Origin of the sequence: Nocardia wallacei, assembly GCF_029868745.1 — a bacterium.
GTDB lineage: Bacteria > Actinomycetota > Actinomycetes > Mycobacteriales > Mycobacteriaceae > Nocardia > Nocardia wallacei_B.
In genome coordinates this window covers 1-15,256 of the sequence record NZ_JARWOP010000244.1, presented here as the reverse complement: position 1 = coordinate 15,256, position 15,256 = coordinate 1, and the positions used below count along the sequence as shown (strand labels likewise).

11 protein-coding genes are annotated in these 15,256 nt (G+C 67.1%); 5 read left to right on the top strand and 6 right to left on the bottom strand.

Annotated elements, in window-relative coordinates:
- Positions 1-358 precede the first annotated feature (358 nt).
- Positions 359-1,768: a magnesium transporter gene (gene mgtE / locus QH470_RS21620; RefSeq protein WP_280274166.1), complete on the top strand. Its 1,410-nt coding sequence runs from the start codon at positions 359-361 to the stop codon at positions 1,766-1,768.
- A 25-nt stretch (positions 1,769-1,793) separates the two neighbouring features.
- Here mgtE and QH470_RS21615 read toward each other — a convergent pair whose 3' ends face one another.
- Positions 1,794-3,077 carry a beta-ketoacyl [acyl carrier protein] synthase domain-containing protein gene (locus QH470_RS21615; RefSeq protein WP_280274165.1) on the bottom strand — a complete coding sequence of 428 codons (1,284 nt, stop codon included), beginning with the start codon at positions 3,075-3,077 and terminating at the stop codon, positions 1,794-1,796.
- Positions 3,078-3,532: 455 nt separating this feature from the next.
- On the opposite strand from QH470_RS21615, the gene nrdF reads away from it, so the two are divergent.
- Entirely contained in the window at positions 3,533-4,495 is a 963-nt protein-coding gene (gene nrdF, locus QH470_RS21610; protein ID WP_280274190.1) for a class 1b ribonucleoside-diphosphate reductase subunit beta, read from the top strand.
- 1 nt (position 4,496) lies between these two features.
- Here nrdF and QH470_RS21605 read toward each other — a convergent pair whose 3' ends face one another.
- From QH470_RS21605 to QH470_RS21590, 4 genes are all read right to left on the bottom strand, one after another.
- Entirely contained in the window at positions 4,497-7,244 is a 2,748-nt protein-coding gene (locus QH470_RS21605) for a GNAT family N-acetyltransferase (protein ID WP_280274164.1), read from the bottom strand.
- A gap of 19 nt (positions 7,245-7,263) precedes the next feature.
- Entirely contained in the window at positions 7,264-8,514 is a 1,251-nt protein-coding gene (locus QH470_RS21600) for a WXG100 family type VII secretion target (protein WP_280274163.1), read from the bottom strand.
- A 15-nt stretch (positions 8,515-8,529) separates the two neighbouring features.
- Positions 8,530-8,970, bottom strand: a complete 441-nt coding sequence (locus QH470_RS21595) for a YbaB/EbfC family nucleoid-associated protein (protein ID WP_280274162.1) — start codon at positions 8,968-8,970, stop codon at positions 8,530-8,532.
- A 106-nt stretch (positions 8,971-9,076) separates the two neighbouring features.
- Positions 9,077-10,636, bottom strand: coding sequence for an alkaline phosphatase D family protein (locus tag QH470_RS21590; RefSeq protein WP_280274161.1), 1,560 nt, complete (start codon positions 10,634-10,636; stop codon positions 9,077-9,079).
- A 193-nt stretch (positions 10,637-10,829) separates the two neighbouring features.
- Here QH470_RS21590 and QH470_RS21585 point away from each other — a divergent pair, with 193 nt between their 5' ends.
- Together QH470_RS21585 and QH470_RS21580 are read left to right on the top strand one after the other, a co-directional pair.
- The gene (locus QH470_RS21585; protein ID WP_280274160.1) at positions 10,830-11,981 is read left to right on the top strand and encodes a damage-control phosphatase ARMT1 family protein; all 1,152 of its coding nucleotides are present in this window, start codon (positions 10,830-10,832) and stop codon (positions 11,979-11,981) included.
- A 75-nt stretch (positions 11,982-12,056) separates the two neighbouring features.
- Entirely contained in the window at positions 12,057-12,434 is a 378-nt protein-coding gene (locus tag QH470_RS21580) for a hypothetical protein (protein WP_280274159.1), read from the top strand.
- A gap of 4 nt (positions 12,435-12,438) precedes the next feature.
- Here QH470_RS21580 and QH470_RS21575 read toward each other — a convergent pair whose 3' ends face one another.
- The gene (locus QH470_RS21575) at positions 12,439-13,524 is read right to left on the bottom strand and encodes an ABC transporter substrate-binding protein (protein ID WP_280274158.1); all 1,086 of its coding nucleotides are present in this window, start codon (positions 13,522-13,524) and stop codon (positions 12,439-12,441) included.
- 171 nt (positions 13,525-13,695) lie between these two features.
- On the opposite strand from QH470_RS21575, the gene ctaD reads away from it, so the two are divergent.
- Positions 13,696-15,256 (top strand): aa3-type cytochrome oxidase subunit I (ctaD, locus tag QH470_RS21570; RefSeq protein WP_280274157.1); only part of this gene is annotated, 1,561 nt, incomplete at its 3' end.

Here is a 15,256-nt window from a genome sequence, read left to right as displayed (position 1 = left end):
ATCGGAAATTCGCGCGGAAACGCCTGGAATCTCGACGCGCCGACATGTTGTGTCCCCTGATGGCGCGTCGAACTGGACGGGCGCGTATCCTGCTGTGGAATGCTTTGCGTCATCGGCGGAAAAGCCGTCGGTGGCTGCGTTCGTCTAAGGGCGGACGGCGCACACGACGACAGCGGTATCGATCGAGGAGGTGGGTTGCTATGCGTAGTGAACCTCCCAGTCGAAGGCCGCGCGGCGTCGCCCAGATGTTCAGCCGGTAATTCGACGGCAGTCCGGGGTGGCGCCCCGCGGTGTGATCCGGTGTCTTCCTTTCCGCTCCATGCCGTAGTGATGCATGCCGTTGTGCCGAGGTTCTGCCATGTCGCTGACCGATCTGTCCGTCGCTGCCCCCGCAACCACCGCAGCCGACCCCGCCGAAACCCATGAGACCGAGACCCCGCGCGCCGAGTCCCTGCAGGACGTCGTCGACTGCGGCCGCGTCGAGGCCACCCAGGCGTGGCTGGACGAGCATGCCCCGCACCTGATCGCCGATCAGCTCGCCCGCATGGACGCGGTCCCGGCCGGGCTGGCTTTCCGGCTGCTCGACAAGGACCGGGCGCTCGCGGTGTTCGAGGAACTCGAGCCGGTCGACCAGCAGCAGATCCTGTCCGGGCTGCGCGGTCAGGCCTTCCGTGAACTCGTCGAGGAGATGGATCCCGACGATCGCGCCCGCATGCTGCGCGAGGCCCCGGCCAAGGTCGCCAAGAAGGTGCTGGCCGGGCTGAGCCCGCACGAGCGCCGCATGACCGCCGCGCTGCTCGGCTACCCGGAGGGTTCCGTCGGCCGGTACATGACGCCGGAGGTGGTCGCGCTGCCGCGGCAGCTGACCGTCGCGCAGGCGTTGCAGATGGTCCGGGTGAAAGGCGTTGGCGCCGAGACGGTGTACACGCTGCCGGTGGTCGACCTGGGCCGTCGGCTGATCGGCATTGTCGAGCTGCGGGAGCTGGTACTCAGCGCGCCCGAGGCGATGGTGTCGGATCTGGTGGTGACCGAGCCGGTGTTCGCGCGCGCTACCGATTCGGCGGAGAAGGCCGCGCGGCTGATGCGCGAGACGAATCTGATCAACCTGTCGGTGGTCGACAGCGAGGACCGCCTGGTCGGGCTGCTGACCATCGACGACGCGGTGGAGGTCATCGAGGCGGCCGACAGCGAGGATGTGGCGCGCCAGGCCGGCGCCGCGCCGTGGGCCGGTCACTACATGGCCGCGGGGGTCTTCCAGCTGGCCCGCTACCGCGCGATGTGGTTGCTGTTGCTGCTGGTCGCGGCGACGCTGACGGTCTCGGTGACCGACGCTTTCGAGGCCACGCTGGCCCAGGCCGCGCACTTGGCGCTGTTCATCCCGCTACTCATCGGGGCGGGCGGCAACGCGGGGGCGCAGGCGGCGACCTCGTGCGTGCGCGCCCTGGCCGTCGGCGAGGTGCGGGTATCGGATCTGCTGCGGGTGATCTGGCGGGAATGCCGGGTCGGGCTGGTGCTGGGGTCGATGCTGGCCGCCGTCGGCATGGTGATCGGCGGGGTGTTCGTCAGCGCCGATATCGCCCTGGTCGTGGGCATTACGCTGATCATCATCTGTGGCTGGGCGGCCACCATCGGCGGCACCATGCCGCTGCTGGCCAAGAAGCTGCGCATCGATCCGGCGGTCATCTCCGCACCCATGGTGACAACCCTCGTCGATGCGACGGGGCTGGTCATCTATTTCACGACCGCCAAGGTCGTGCTGGGAATCTGACGGCACGGAAGGAAACCGAGCCGATTCACTGTTCCATTTCGGGCATGGCGAGGAGCAGGTGCGCGTTGGTTCCGGCCAGCCCGAACGATGAGACGGCTCCGTACCGAAGGCCGCCGTGAGGTTCCCAGGACTCGAGCTCCGACGCCAAGCGCAGGCTGCTGTTGGTCCAGTCCACCTTCGTGGTCGGGGTTTCGGAGAATACGCTCGGCGCGATTCGGCCCCGCGCACCACACAACAGCATCTTGACCAGCCCGAGCATGCCCGCCGCGGCTTGCGTATGGCCGAGATTGGATTTCACCGAGCCGAGAACTGGGCCACCACGATGGTGGTGCCGCGCCGATCCGTATGTTTTCTGCAATGCCGAGATCTCGACACTGTCTCCGGCTCGGGTGGCCGCGCCATGCCCCTCGACAAGTCCCACGTCGTCAATTCCGATTCCGGCCCGCTCGACGGTCTGGCGGATCAGCCGCTCCTGTGCCGTGGCACTGGGCAGAATGATCCGCCGACCACTGCCGTTATGGTTGACCTGCGAAGCCAAGATTCTTCCGTACACCCGATGCCCCAACTGCCGGGCGCGGGATTCACGCTCGAGAACCACTACTGCCGCGCCTTCAGCCCATACAGTTCCCGACGCCCCCTCCGCGAATGATCGGCAGTGGCCATCGGTAGCCAGCCCGTTCACCTTCGCAGACTCGAAAAATGCCGACGGCTCGCCCATCACGCAGACAGCACCCGCCAACGCCCACTCACAATCACCGTCTCGGATTGCCGCAGTAGCCAAATGCAAGGCGGTCAAACCAGATGCACATGCCGTGTCCACGCTGATCGCGGGACCGTACAAACCCAGGCAGTGCGAAATTCGGCCAGAAATTGCCGCGAGTGTCATTCCTGAACGACCCTGATGCTCGTTATATGACGCTCCGACGAAGGAGCCACAAGCCTCGCCCTCCAGTTTGCCTGGATTGACACCCGCATTCTCCAGCGCCCGCCACGCGACCCGGAGCGCCACCCACTGCTGCGGGTCCATCGCAACCCGCGCCTCCGACAACCTGATCCCGAAGAACTCGGGGTCGAATCTTGTTGCCTCGGAGAGGAATCCACCCATATCCGGCACCACGGTGCTCTTGGCTGTTGCCGCACCGACTCCGTCGAGTGGCCATCCTCGGTCACGCGGAAACGGACCGGTCAACTCACGCCCCACGGCCAGCGCCTCCCAGAGGGATAGCGAATCGTCTATGCCCCCGGGAGCCTCCACACCGATTCCCGTAATGACGATGCAATCACTCTCTGGCTCTACAGACGCAGCCATCAATGTCCTCCCGACTATTGGTTGATCTGTCATCCGATTCCGCGCGGCCCCACGTGCTTCGCTGGACGCAGTCGACAGCTCTGCAGATTCCGCCGGCCGAGACTAGCTTTCTGGATTCCGACCGTGTTCCCAATGGTGCGGATAGAGATGCCTTTAGGAGAGGCCGTGTCTCATATCGCTGATTTCATTCTTGTGGCAGAGCAGTGTCGCAGCGAGGGTGAGGAGGCAGAGTGTGGCGGTCCGGCCGGGCGGCAAGGGGATCTGGCAAACTGCGGGCACGGGGACTCCGGACGGTGCGGCCGGGGCTGGGTTGCCGTGTACTCGCGGTGGACGTGCTGTACAGCACAAGACACAAGTTCTTGTGTTACATGTTGTTTCGGTACCCCAGTAGTAGTGTTCCAGGGCGAGGGAAATCCCCGCGGTCCGGCGATGTGAGAAGGGTGAGTGAGCGGCGCGTGAAGCTGATCGACCGAGTGTCTGCGATCAACTGGAATCGGGTGCCCGACGAGAAGGATGCCGAGGTCTGGGACCGATTGGTCGGCAACTTCTGGTTGCCGGAGAAGGTTCCGGTGTCCAACGACATCCCGTCGTGGGCCACGTTGACCCCGCACGAAAAGCAGCTGACCATGCGGGTTTTCACCGGTCTGACGCTGCTGGACACCATCCAGGGCACGGTCGGCGCGGTGAGCCTGATCCCGGACGCGCTGACTCCGCACGAGGAGGCGGTGCTCACCAACATCGCCTTCATGGAGTCGGTGCACGCCAAGAGCTACAGCTCGATCTTCTCCACGCTGTGCTCCACCCGCGAGATCGATGACGCCTTCCGCTGGTCGGAGGAGAATCGCAACCTGCAGCGCAAGGCCGAGATCGTGCTCGACTACTACCGGGGCGACGACCCGCTCAAGCGCAAGGTGGCGTCCACGCTGCTGGAGAGCTTCCTGTTCTACTCCGGCTTCTACCTGCCGATGTACTGGTCCTCGCGCGCCAAGCTCACCAACACCGCCGATCTGATCCGCCTGATCATCCGCGACGAGGCCGTGCACGGGTATTACATCGGGTACAAGTATCAGAAGGGCCTTGAGCAACTGTCGCAGGCCGAGCAGGACGAGCTGAAGAACTACACCTTCGAGCTGCTGTTCGAGCTGTACGAGAACGAGGTCGAGTACACCCAGGACCTCTACGACGAGGTCGGCCTGACCGAAGACGTCAAGAAGTTCCTGCGCTACAACGCCAACAAAGCGCTGATGAATCTCGGCTACGAGGGCCTGTTCCCCAAGGACGAGACCGAGGTCAACCCCGCCATCCTCTCCGCGCTGTCGCCCAACGCCGACGAGAACCACGACTTCTTCTCCGGCTCGGGCTCCAGCTACGTGATCGGCAAGGCCGTGAACACCCAGGACGAGGACTGGGACTTCTGAATCACGGCTGTTCGTCGGGCTTTCCCGGCCACGCGCCCGGCGGCAGGGGCCTGTTCCTGGATCGGAGGTAGGCGATCCAGGACTCCGGCGTCAACGCCATCTCCACGCGGGGCTGGCCGTCACCGTAGATGTCACCGTCGAGCCGGCGGCTGATCCGCAGGCCCATGGATTCGACCAGCGATCGCATTTCCGTATTGTTCGGTCGCATCGTCATCACCACCCTGGACATGTCGTGGTCGACGAACAGCTTCCAGAACGTCTGCTCGATGAGTTTGCGTGAGATGCCCAGGCCGCGGCACGCGGACGCCACACAGATCCCGCTGACATAGCCCTCGTCCGGGGGAACGACATATCCATGGTCCTGATGGCCTACCTCGTATTCGCAGTAACCGACCACGTCGTCCGGGTGCCATGGGCCACCGTCGAGGGAAGGCGCGGACGCGATGATGATCTGCCGCGGGTTGCTCAGGAGGACGCTTTCGAGGTAGTCGCCGTCGAGCGCGCGTACCGGGCCGAACGATTCGAGCTCCAAACGGGCCAAGACTCGGGAGAGGGTATAGGCATCGCTGATGCTGGAGTGGTATGGGTCCGGGGACCAGGTGCTGACCCCTGATTGCCGGATACGCTCCACAAGGGATTCGATGGCGTGGTCGGCATGAGCGTGGAAGCGGGGCACATTGCCGGTTTCGGCGGCGTCCGGTGGGGGGTGAATCAGACGCGGACCAGCGATGCTGCCATAGGCTAGTCCGGCGTCGGACATGGTCCGGGTGATCCGGCGACCGAGTTCGGCGGGATTGTGCGCGGCCGCAGTCTCCAGGGCAGCGGCTGTGTGTGCTTGATGGGCGGGATGCAGGGTCGGTCTCTGCGTGCTGAAGTCGATTCGGGTGAATGCCGGATTGTTCTCCAGGTAGCGGCCGAGGCTTTCCGTCAAAAGTTTCTTGGCGTCCGCGGTTCTTTCCGCGGCCCATTTGGCTCCGCCAATTTGGAAGTTGAGGTGCCGGTATTCGCGCTGTGCCGTCACGTGCTGGAGCGCACGGAAGAACTCGTCCGCTGTCACTGTGCCGCGCTGCGCCTCCAGCAGTATGTTACGGACAATTTGTGCGTCGGCCGGAGTATAGGACGGATCGGGTATATGCATACCGAGGCGGACGTCCGAGATAAGATCGTTCTGTACTTCGTTCCGCCGGACCGAATAATCGGAATTGCTGCGTTCGTACTCCTCGATCCGGGCGAGCAGTTCCCGGTGTCCCGGGAAGTCCGGATCGGCGGCGAGTTCGCCGCGCAGTCGTGGGAGTGCGTCCGTCCAGGCTTCGAGAGCGGCCCTGCGCTGCCTGCCGAGAACTTCTACCGGGGTCTCGGCAGCACGGGGGTCGGTGATTCCGTGGTATTCCGCTGCATTCAGTGTGTTGTACAGCTCTGCTCGCGTTCGCTCGGATGCGTCGGCCGAGTGGTCGGTCGGCGAATCGCGGGTCGGCGGCGCGGGCTCGTCGTGGTCCCGCAGCGGGGAGGTCTCCGCGTCCTCATGCCGCATTCCGAGACTCTGTTCGGATCTGCCGGTGTCGAATTCGGGCCCGACGTCGCGTGCGATCACTCTGTTGATCTCGTGCACCGCATGGACGTGGTCGTTGTTCTCGAACGCGGGATCTGCCGGGGAGAGATCGTTTTCCGCCACGAACCGGTGGAAGGCGGGGCTGTCGAGGGCCTCGGTCGACAGTTCGGTGAGGCGCGTTCTCAGATCCTGACCGTGTGTCGACGTGGATCCCGGCTGTGGCGGACTCGGCCGGGCGGCATGGACGAAGACGCTGCCGGCGCCGAGCACCGCGCTCGCCGCACCGGTCGCGGCACCGGATTTGACCGTCTCCCAGAGACTTACGCCCGAGGCGCCGTTGATGAAGCGTTCCCAGCCGTAGGCGCCGGCGCCGCCGAGGGCGCCGCCCGCGACGCCGCCCGCTCCGAGGCCGAGGAGGTTCGCTTGCAGTTGCGCGGGGGCGAACAGTAGTGATGTGCCGGGCAACCGGACACGCCTGGCCAAGCGATTGGCGCCGAGGCGGTCGGCGGCCCACTGCGACGCCCGGCCACCGGCCTTGTACCCGGCCCATCCGCCCCCTACACCGAGCGTCGTCGACTTCGCGATCGAGTTCCAGTCGATCTGGCCTACCGTTCTGGTGTGGTCGGCGAGCACCTGCCACAGCTGTGCCCCACCGTCCACGACGAGCCCCTGCCCGCCGCCGAGAATCATCGCCCGCCGGGCGGCTGCGGCTGCGGCGCCGTCTCCCGCGAGTTTCTCGACCAGCGCGCGCCATGCGGCCTGCATTGTCCGCCGTGCCGCTTGCTGCTCGGCGATGGCCTTGACCGCGCCGACTCCCGACAGCGACAAGGCCAGATCCACAGCGAGCTGAGCCGCGAGAGTGATAGCGGTGAGGGTGACGATGTGATGGCACAGTTGGACTTCGCGTTGCCCGTCCGTGACCTGCGCTCCGAGCGATTCGCAGGTGCTCGCGAGCTGGCGCATGCCGTCCGCGAGCGCGGTCGAGGCCTCGGCCAGCTTGCTTCCGGCGGCACTGTCCAGATTCGATGAGGTCGAACGGCTCAGTGTGTCGATGTGATCGGCCAGGTCCCGGGAGTCCTTCGCCGCGGTCGACCAGGCCTCGCTGACCTGGCCCAGCAGGTACTCGTCGCCCTCGGCCCAGTGGCCGATAGCGAGTTCGGTCGCCGTGTTCGACAGCAGACCCTCCGGCAGCGAACTCATCGGGTTCTTTTACCTCGTGTCACCGTTTTCGTGTTTCCGTGGCGGACCGGACCGCCAGATCGACTGCGGCGCGGCCGACTTCGTGCACGACCGCGTCATAGACCGGCCCCGGATTCGTGCTGACCGCGGAGAGTCGCTCCGGGTCGGCGGCCCACCTGCGGTTGAGCACGATCGTCTCGATATCCGTCGAGTTGCACACGGCCAGCACCACATCCGGCTCCTCGAGTTCGGCGATGCGAACGGCACGGAGACCGAGCGTGGGAAACGCGTCGAGCAGGTCGTCGACGGCCGCCGCGAACTGCCGGACCGCGGCTTCGTCGACGTGTGGTGCGTCGAAGCCCGTGACCGCGATCCCTCGTCGCGCGGCCAGCGACTCGGCGATCAGTACCCGTGGGTCTCGGCTGGTGGATACGGCGGCGCGGGCCCGGCGTGTGCGTTCGGCCCGGTGGGCACGCCCCGCCGGCGGGCGGGACGACGGACGCGGCTGACCCTCGGGCCCCGACCAGGGAGTGGTGGACGTGCCCGAAAGACGAGACCACGGGGTGCCTGCCGCACCGCCTCCGCGGGCCTGCTCGTCGCCCGGAACTCGCGTAGTCGCTCGCACCGGCGGTGGCGCGACCTGCGGCGGGCGGTCACTGAGGGCTGTCGGTTCCTCGACGCCGGGAGTCGGTGTGGGAGTTCGCGGCCTCGGAGCTGATGGTGGGTTTCGGGTTTCGGGCCCGGCCGCCGCGGTGGCAGCCTGGGGAGAAGCCGCCGCAGAAGGGGATTCCGAACGGTCGCAACGAGTTTCGTCGGCGGGCCGGGGCGGCGTGCCTTCGGTCACCGTCGTGTCGGTGCCGTCGCGCGTGCCAGGCGCGTCTGGATCGTCCGTTCCGGCCGGGTCGGCGGCGGGTTCGATTGCCGTGTCCGTCCGATATCGAGGCGGCGGTTCGTCGTCGCGCCTGCGGCCCGACACCTCGCCCGTCGCGGCTATTCGGCTCGCGGCATCCACGTCCTGGTCGTCGTACCTGCCCGAGGCGCCGGTGACAGCGTCGCCCAGGTCGCGCAGCGCCCGCATGACCTCGCGGAACCCGGAGACGGTGCGATCGGCGTCCGGTGTGTAGTTCATGGCGAACTGTTTTCCCGGTTCGTCGTCACCCCAGCACGGCCCCGCCTCGGTCAGAGCGTCGGTGAGCCGGTCGAATATCTGTTGTGCCCGGTCGGCGGCATCCAGGAATGCGGCCCCGTGCGCTCGCAGGCCCCCGGGATCGACATGCAACGACTCGCCCATGACGCGCCGCCATGCTTACGAGCCGGTCCGGTCGGGTTGCGGTGAGGATAACTGCCACAACGATTCTCGGAGGTCGCGCAGGCTCGCATTCGGTATCGGATCGGGCAGTTCGGTGAGGGATTCGGCGGAATCGGCCAGGACCGCGGTGATCTCCGCAACGTATCGGAGGGCTTCGTGCGCCGCCCGGTGGGTGGTGTCGGCGATGCTGCGGCTCAACGAGTCCGGGCTCCCGGTGCGGAAAGCATCCCTTGCCAGGCGGACATCGACCACGGATCCCGCGGCGTTGACCGTCACATCCACCGAACCGTCCGGCGAGGACACCGTCGATCGGTAGGCGCCCAGCTGTGCGATGACATCGGGCAGCGCGGCGCGGATCTCGTCGTGCCGGTCCAGAGCGTCGGCGATCCGCCGCCGCAGCTGTTCGATGGACTCGGCAGGGCTGTCGTCGAAGCTCATGATGTCACTCCCCATTCGGCTCGCGCTGAATTCGATCGATGTGCTGTCGGACTTCTGGGGGATTAGACGGCGTTCGGCGGCAATCGGTTCCGTGGGGGCGCGGCGACTACCTCGGCGCGAGGCGCTGGGTGAACAGCGACGCACCGGCGGCATTCCGGAGATCGACTGTCAGTTCACGGCTGGCGCCGTCGATGCGGACCTCGCCGAAATGCTGGTACCCGTCCAGCGGCGAGGAGTTCTGGACCGGCGGGGCGTGCACGAAAACCGCTGTGGGGCCGAAGGTTCCGTCGAGGTCGTTGGGGCCGAAGGCGCCCGCGTTGAGCGGTCCCGACACGAACTCCCAGAACGGGTCGAAGTCGGTGAACGCGGCGCGCTCCGGCGAATAGTGGTGTGCCGCGGTGTAATGGACGTCCGCGGTCAGCCACACCACGTTGGTGACCTTGTTCGCCTTGATCGACGACAGCACCCGGGCGATCTCGGTCTCGCGGCCCGCGGGAGCGCCCGGATCGGCGTTGGCCGGACCCTCGAAGGCCGCGGTGTCCGGCTGCTCGCCGTCCTTGACCACCAGGCCCAGTGGCAGGTCGTTGGCGACGATCTTCCAGGTGGCGCGGGAATCTCGCAGTCCGTCGATCAGCCATCGGGTTTGCTCGGGGCCGAAGATCTTTCCGTCCGGGGCGCGGTCGGCGTTGTTGGTGTCCTTGTAGGTGCGCATATCGAGGACGAACACGTCCAGCAACGGTCCGTAAGCGATCTTGCGGTAGAGGCGGCCGTCCGCGGCCTCGGCCGGATCCAGTGGCATCCACTCGCGGAAGGCCTGCCAGGACCGCTGGGCGAGCACGTCCATGCTGCGCTCGGTGTAGCCCTTCGTCGCGGCGACCTGCCCGCCGGGATACCAGTTGTTGACCGTCTCGTGGTCGTCCCACTGCACGATCTGGGCCACCGCGGCGTTGAAGCGCCGGTAGTTCTCGTCGAGCAGGTTGTAGGCGTACTGGCCGCGGAACTGTTCGAGGGTCTGTGCCACAGCGCTTTTCGGCGCGGTCACCACATTGCGCCAGATGCGGCCGTCGGGTAGTTTCACCGTCTCCTGCAGGGGGCCGTCGGCGTAGACGGCGTCGCCGGAGTGCAGGAACAGGTGCGGGTCGCGGGCGGCCATGGCCGAGAAGATCCGCATGCCGCCGAGGTCCGGGTTGCTGCCCCAACCCTGGCCGACGACGTCGCCGGACCACAGCAGCCGCAGATCCGAGGCGGTGGCGGGCACGGTGCGGAAGACGCCCGTCACCGCCTCCGAGGTGGCGCCGTTGTCGCCTTCGAGGGTCACCCGGTAGTGGACCTGCTGTCCGGCGGGCAGCCCGGCCAGGCGCAGGCGACCGGTGCCGTCGGTCGCGGGAGTGAGCAGCGGTCCTTCGAAACGCCTTGTGTCGGTGAAGGATTCGGTCGCCGATGTCTCCACGATCAGCTTCGCCGGTCGGTCCGACCGGGCCCAGATCAGCGCACCGTCGCCGCGGGGATCGCCCACCGCCACACCGTGCGTGAGGCTCGGCCGCTCCCGCACCAGCCCGGGGCCGTCCGAGCACGCCACCAGCGCCGGCGCCGCGACCAGCCCTACCGCGCCGGAACGCAGCAGTGTCCGCCGGGAGAAACCGGGACGCGGGCGATGATCAGTCATGCCTCAGCACCTTGCTCGAGCCGGCGCAACGAAATTTGAACGGTGGGCGACCGCCGGGCCAACTTTCGACCAAGCGACTGCCGGTGGCCCGGCCTGAGCGGACACGATTCGCGGCCATACGGCAATTCTCGCCACCTCCGCGCGGATCGTGTCCGCGTAGACCGGGCGGCAGCCGGTAGGACAGTATCGAGGGATGACCGATGCGCCGATTCTCGCGGGAGTTCCGGGCTCGTTTCCCTACAGCGTGTTCCACGAGCGCCATCCGAAGCTGATCGAGCGGGTGATCGATGCTCACCCGTACGGGCAGGCCGAACAGACGGCGCTGCGGAAGTTGCTGGCCGAGAGCGTCGCGGGGGTGATCGAGCCGCTGCGGACCGACGCCGCCGACGGTCCGCGGTGGGCGGAGTGGGGGCGGGACCTGTGGGGCAAGCCATGGGGTGAGGCCTCTTTCCTGTGGGCCGAGAGCTACTTCTACCGGCGGCTGCTGGAGGCGGTCGGGTATTTCGGGCCGGGTGTGTGGCGCGGTATCGATCCCTTCGGGCCGACCAAAGCCGCGGAGCTGACGAGCCCGGCCATCGCCGACGAACTGCGCGCGCTCGCCGACCTGACGGAGGTGCCGGACGAGAAGAAGCGCGATGCCCTGCTGGTCTCCGCGCTGTGGGGCAACCAGGCCGACCTCGGATTCCAGCTGGTCGCCGGTTCGGGCGCCCGCGACGATCGGCTGCTGGTCGACGACAGTCCCGTGCTGTGGACGACGCTGGCCGCCGCCACGGACCCCGACGTCTGCCTGATCGCCGACAACGCCGGTCGCGAACTCCTGCCCGATCTGATTCTCGTCGACTACCTGCTCACCAGCGGCGCGGCCGCCCGGGTGACGATCTACCTCAAGCCCCAGCCGTACTACGTCTCCGACGCGACCACGGCCGACCTGTCGGCCGCGCTGCGTGTCCTGCGCGAGAGCGCCACACCCGCGGCCCGCGAGGTGGGGGAGCGGCTGTGGCTGGCGATGAACGAGGGCCGCCTGGTGCCCCGCACCCACGAATTCTTCTGCGCGCCTTTGCCATTCCATGAACTGCCCGAAGACCTGTCGGTCGAGTTCGCCTGCGCGGCGATGACGATCCTCAAGGGCGATTTGAACTACCGTCGCCTGCTCGGCGACCGCGACCGACCGCCGACCGCCTCCTTCGCCGACCTCACCGCCTACTTCCCGTCCCCGGTCACCGCACTGCGCACCCTGAAGTCCGACGTTGTCGCCGGCCTGCCCGCGGACCGGGTGGCCGACCTCGACGCGACCGGCCGCCCCTGGCGCACCAATGGCGAACATGCCCTCATCCAGGCCCGCTGACCCACCTCGACCAGCCGTTTCGGCGAATCCGGACCATCGTAAGACGTGTCATGAACCTCGGGTTAGTATTCGAATATGCGTTCGAACGAGGATGGTGAGTTACCTCGGACCGAAGGCACGGAGCCCGAGCTGCAATACCCGAACGAGACCGGCTACTACTACCGGGCGCTCACCTATCCGCCGCGCCCGGTGTGGGTCCGGCTGGACGCGATCCTGCTCCGCGATCCGGGGATGCCGCGCCACGTCAACGGCGCCGGGCTGGACATGACCGGCGAGCGGCCCGGCACGCTCACGCATTGGGTGCCGACCCTCAACGGGGACTGGCTGGGCCGGGTCAATTTCTCGGTCCCGTACGCCGACGGGCGTCCGGCGCTGCATCTGACCGACCAGCTCGTGCCCGCCTACGCGCTGCGGCCGCGGAAGAGTTCGCCGGCGGGCGGTGCGCGCCGGTAGCGGCTCAGTCGGTGACGTACCCGTTGAGCGTCTTCTGCAGGTCGGTGAGGATCGCCCGGGCCGCGGTGACGCCGGTGCCGTGCCAGATCGGGTCCTCGACGGCGAATTCGCGGCGGTCGACGACGGCGCCAAGCTTCTCCCAGTACTTGCCGTCCATCACCTTCTTGCCGTGGCGCTCGCCGTCGGGGCCGTCGAACATCAGATAGATGATGTCGCCCTCGAGCTTGTTGCGTTCGGCGGGTTCGTCGAGCTCGCCGACGGTGAACGACGCGCCGCGCTGCGCGGTCGGCCGCTGCACGCCCGCGTCGGCGAGCACCCCCGCGGCGAAGGTGTCGTCGCCCAGCACCTGGATGTCGTCGGCGGTGAAGCGGATGACCGAGGCCTGCGAGAGATTTGCTCCGATCGCCGTGCCGGTCTCTCGGGCCGCGGTCAGGTAGTCCTCGAGCACCTTCGCTCCGGCGTTGCCGCGTCCGAGGGCGTCGGCGTAGGCGCTGAAGACCGCCTCCCAGCTGCCCGCACCGGCGGTGACGGTCGGCGCGACCTGGCGCAGCGCGTCGGCGTTGCCGGTCCCGGCCGCGCCGAGAATCAGATCCGGGTGCAGCGCCGTGATCGCCCCGACGTCGGGCGCGCCGATGCCGCCGACGCTCGGGATCTTTTGAATGCCGGTGCCCATGTAGGCGGGCTGCGGGGTCGGCCCGGCCGCAGTCGCCGCGCCGACCACCCGCTCCCACAGTCCCAGCGCGCACACGGCGTCGAGCGCCGCGGTGTCGAGGACGACGATGCGCTGCGGATCCGCGGGCACCTGTGTCGTGCCCGACGGCTGGGTCACGCTGCGGATTCCGGATGTCCGGTCCGGCGCGGACGGCAGCGCGCAGGCGGTGCGGGTGTCGCGTTCGATGCCGACCACGGCGGCCCCGGCGATATTGGTGGTGGTGCGCACGATGCTGGCGTCGTCGTGGGTCCCCTGGGCGCAGCCCGTCAGGAGCGTCACCGCGGCGGCCGCCGCCAAGCTACCCGCGCGCAAACTCCAAGCGTGGCGGTGGTTGCGCGCAATGGCGTTTCGGGGGGAGTCGACCTCGCTCACCGGCATGCGGGAAGGGTACACAGACCACCCGCGCGGCCCCAACGACGACACCGCGACCAGTCGATTACGACAGAGAGTAGGACCGGGCGCGATGCCCTGTGACAGCACGGTTTACGATGCGTCGTAGCGCATTGTCGAGAGACAACCAGCTACAAGGCCATACCTAATGGAGGATCAGTGACTGCTGTAGAGCCCCAGCCAGTCCCGAAGTTGGAAGCGACTCGGCCGTACCCACCACGTCTGGGGCCGAAGGGGTCGTTCGTCTACAAGGCGGTCACCACCACCGACCCCAAGGTGCTCGGTGTCATGTACCTGGTGACGGCGATGTCGTTCTTCATGATCGGCGGCGTGATGGCGCTGCTGATGCGTGGCGAGCTGGCGCGTCCGGGCCTGCAGTTCCTGTCTCCCGAGCAGTTCAACCAGCTGTTCACCATGCACGGCACGATCATGCTGCTGTTCTACGCGACCGCGATCGTGTTCGGCTTCGCCAACATCGTGTTGCCGCTCCAGATCGGCGCACCCGATGTGGCGTTCCCGCGCCTGAACGCCTTCAGCTACTGGCTGTACCTGTTCGGCGCCACCATGGCCACCGCGGGCTTCATCACCCCGGGCGGCGCCGCCGACTTCGGCTGGACCGCCTACACCCCGCTGTCGGACATCGTGCACGCGCCCGGCGTCGGCGCCGATCTGTGGATCATGGGTCTGGCCGTGTCCGGTCTGGGCACCATCCTCGGTGGCGTCAACATGCTGACCACCGTGGTCTGCCTGCGCTGCCCGGGTATGACGCTGTTCCGGATGCCGATCTTCACCTGGAACATCGCCGTCACCAGCGTCCTTGTGCTGCTGGCCTTCCCGATCCTGACCGCCGCGCTGATGGCGCTGGCCTACGACCGCCACCTGGGCGGCCATATCTACGACCCGGCCAATGGCGGTGCGCTGCTCTATCAGCATCTGTTCTGGTACTTCGGTCATCCCGAGGTGTACATCATCGCGCTGCCGTTCTTCGGCATCGTGTCCGAGATCTTCCCGGTGTTCAGCCGCAAGCCGATCTTCGGGTACACCACGCTGGTCTACGCCACGCTGGGCATCGCCGCGCTGTCGATCGCGGTGTGGGCGCACCACATGTACGCGACCGGTGCGGTGCTGCTGCCGTTCTTCTCGTTCATGACGTTCCTCATCGCCGTGCCGACGGGGGTGAAGTTCTTCAACTGGATCGGCACGATGTGGAAGGGGCAGTTGACCTTCGAGTCGCCGATGCTGTTCTCCGTCGGCTTCCTGGTCACCTTCCTGTTCGGTGGCCTGTCGGGTGTCATCCTGGCCAGCCCGCCGCTGGACTTCCACGTCTCCGACTCGTATTTCGTCGTCGCGCACTTCCACTACGTCCTGTTCGGCACCATCGTGTTCGCTACCTTCGCGGGCATCTACTTCTGGTTCCCCAAGATGACCGGCCGCATGATGGACGAGCGCCTGGGCAAGTGGCACTTCTGGGCGACCATGGTCGGCTTCCACACCACCTTCCTGGTGCAGCACTGGCTGGGTGCGGAGGGCATGCCGCGCCGGTACGCCGACTACCTGCCCACCGACGGGTTCACGATGCTGAACACGATTTCGACCATCGGCGCCTTCATCCTGGGCGCTTCGACGTTGCCGTTCATCTGGAACGTCTTCAAGAGTTACCGGTACGGCGAGGTGGTCACGGTCGATGATCCGTGGGGTTACGGTAGTTCGCTGGAGTGGG

Bases quoted from the DNA above. Each gene is read 5' to 3' on its own strand.
- QH470_RS21580 (WP_280274159.1), top strand. From the start codon at position 12,057: ATGCGTTCGAACGAGGATGGTGAGTTACCTCGGACCGAAGGCACGGAG.
- QH470_RS21595 (WP_280274162.1), bottom strand. From the start codon at position 8,970: ATGAGCTTCGACGACAGCCCTGCCGAGTCCATCGAACAGCTGCGGCGG.
- mgtE (WP_280274166.1), top strand. From the start codon at position 359: ATGTCGCTGACCGATCTGTCCGTCGCTGCCCCCGCAACCACCGCAGCC.
- QH470_RS21605 (WP_280274164.1), bottom strand. From the start codon at position 7,244: ATGAGTTCGCTGCCGGAGGGTCTGCTGTCGAACACGGCGACCGAACTC.
- QH470_RS21590 (WP_280274161.1), bottom strand. From the start codon at position 10,636: ATGACTGATCATCGCCCGCGTCCCGGTTTCTCCCGGCGGACACTGCTG.
- QH470_RS21585 (WP_280274160.1), top strand. From the start codon at position 10,830: ATGACCGATGCGCCGATTCTCGCGGGAGTTCCGGGCTCGTTTCCCTAC.
- QH470_RS21615 (WP_280274165.1), bottom strand. From the start codon at position 3,077: ATGGCTGCGTCTGTAGAGCCAGAGAGTGATTGCATCGTCATTACGGGA.
- QH470_RS21575 (WP_280274158.1), bottom strand. From the start codon at position 13,524: ATGCCGGTGAGCGAGGTCGACTCCCCCCGAAACGCCATTGCGCGCAAC.
- QH470_RS21600 (WP_280274163.1), bottom strand. From the start codon at position 8,514: ATGGGCGAGTCGTTGCATGTCGATCCCGGGGGCCTGCGAGCGCACGGG.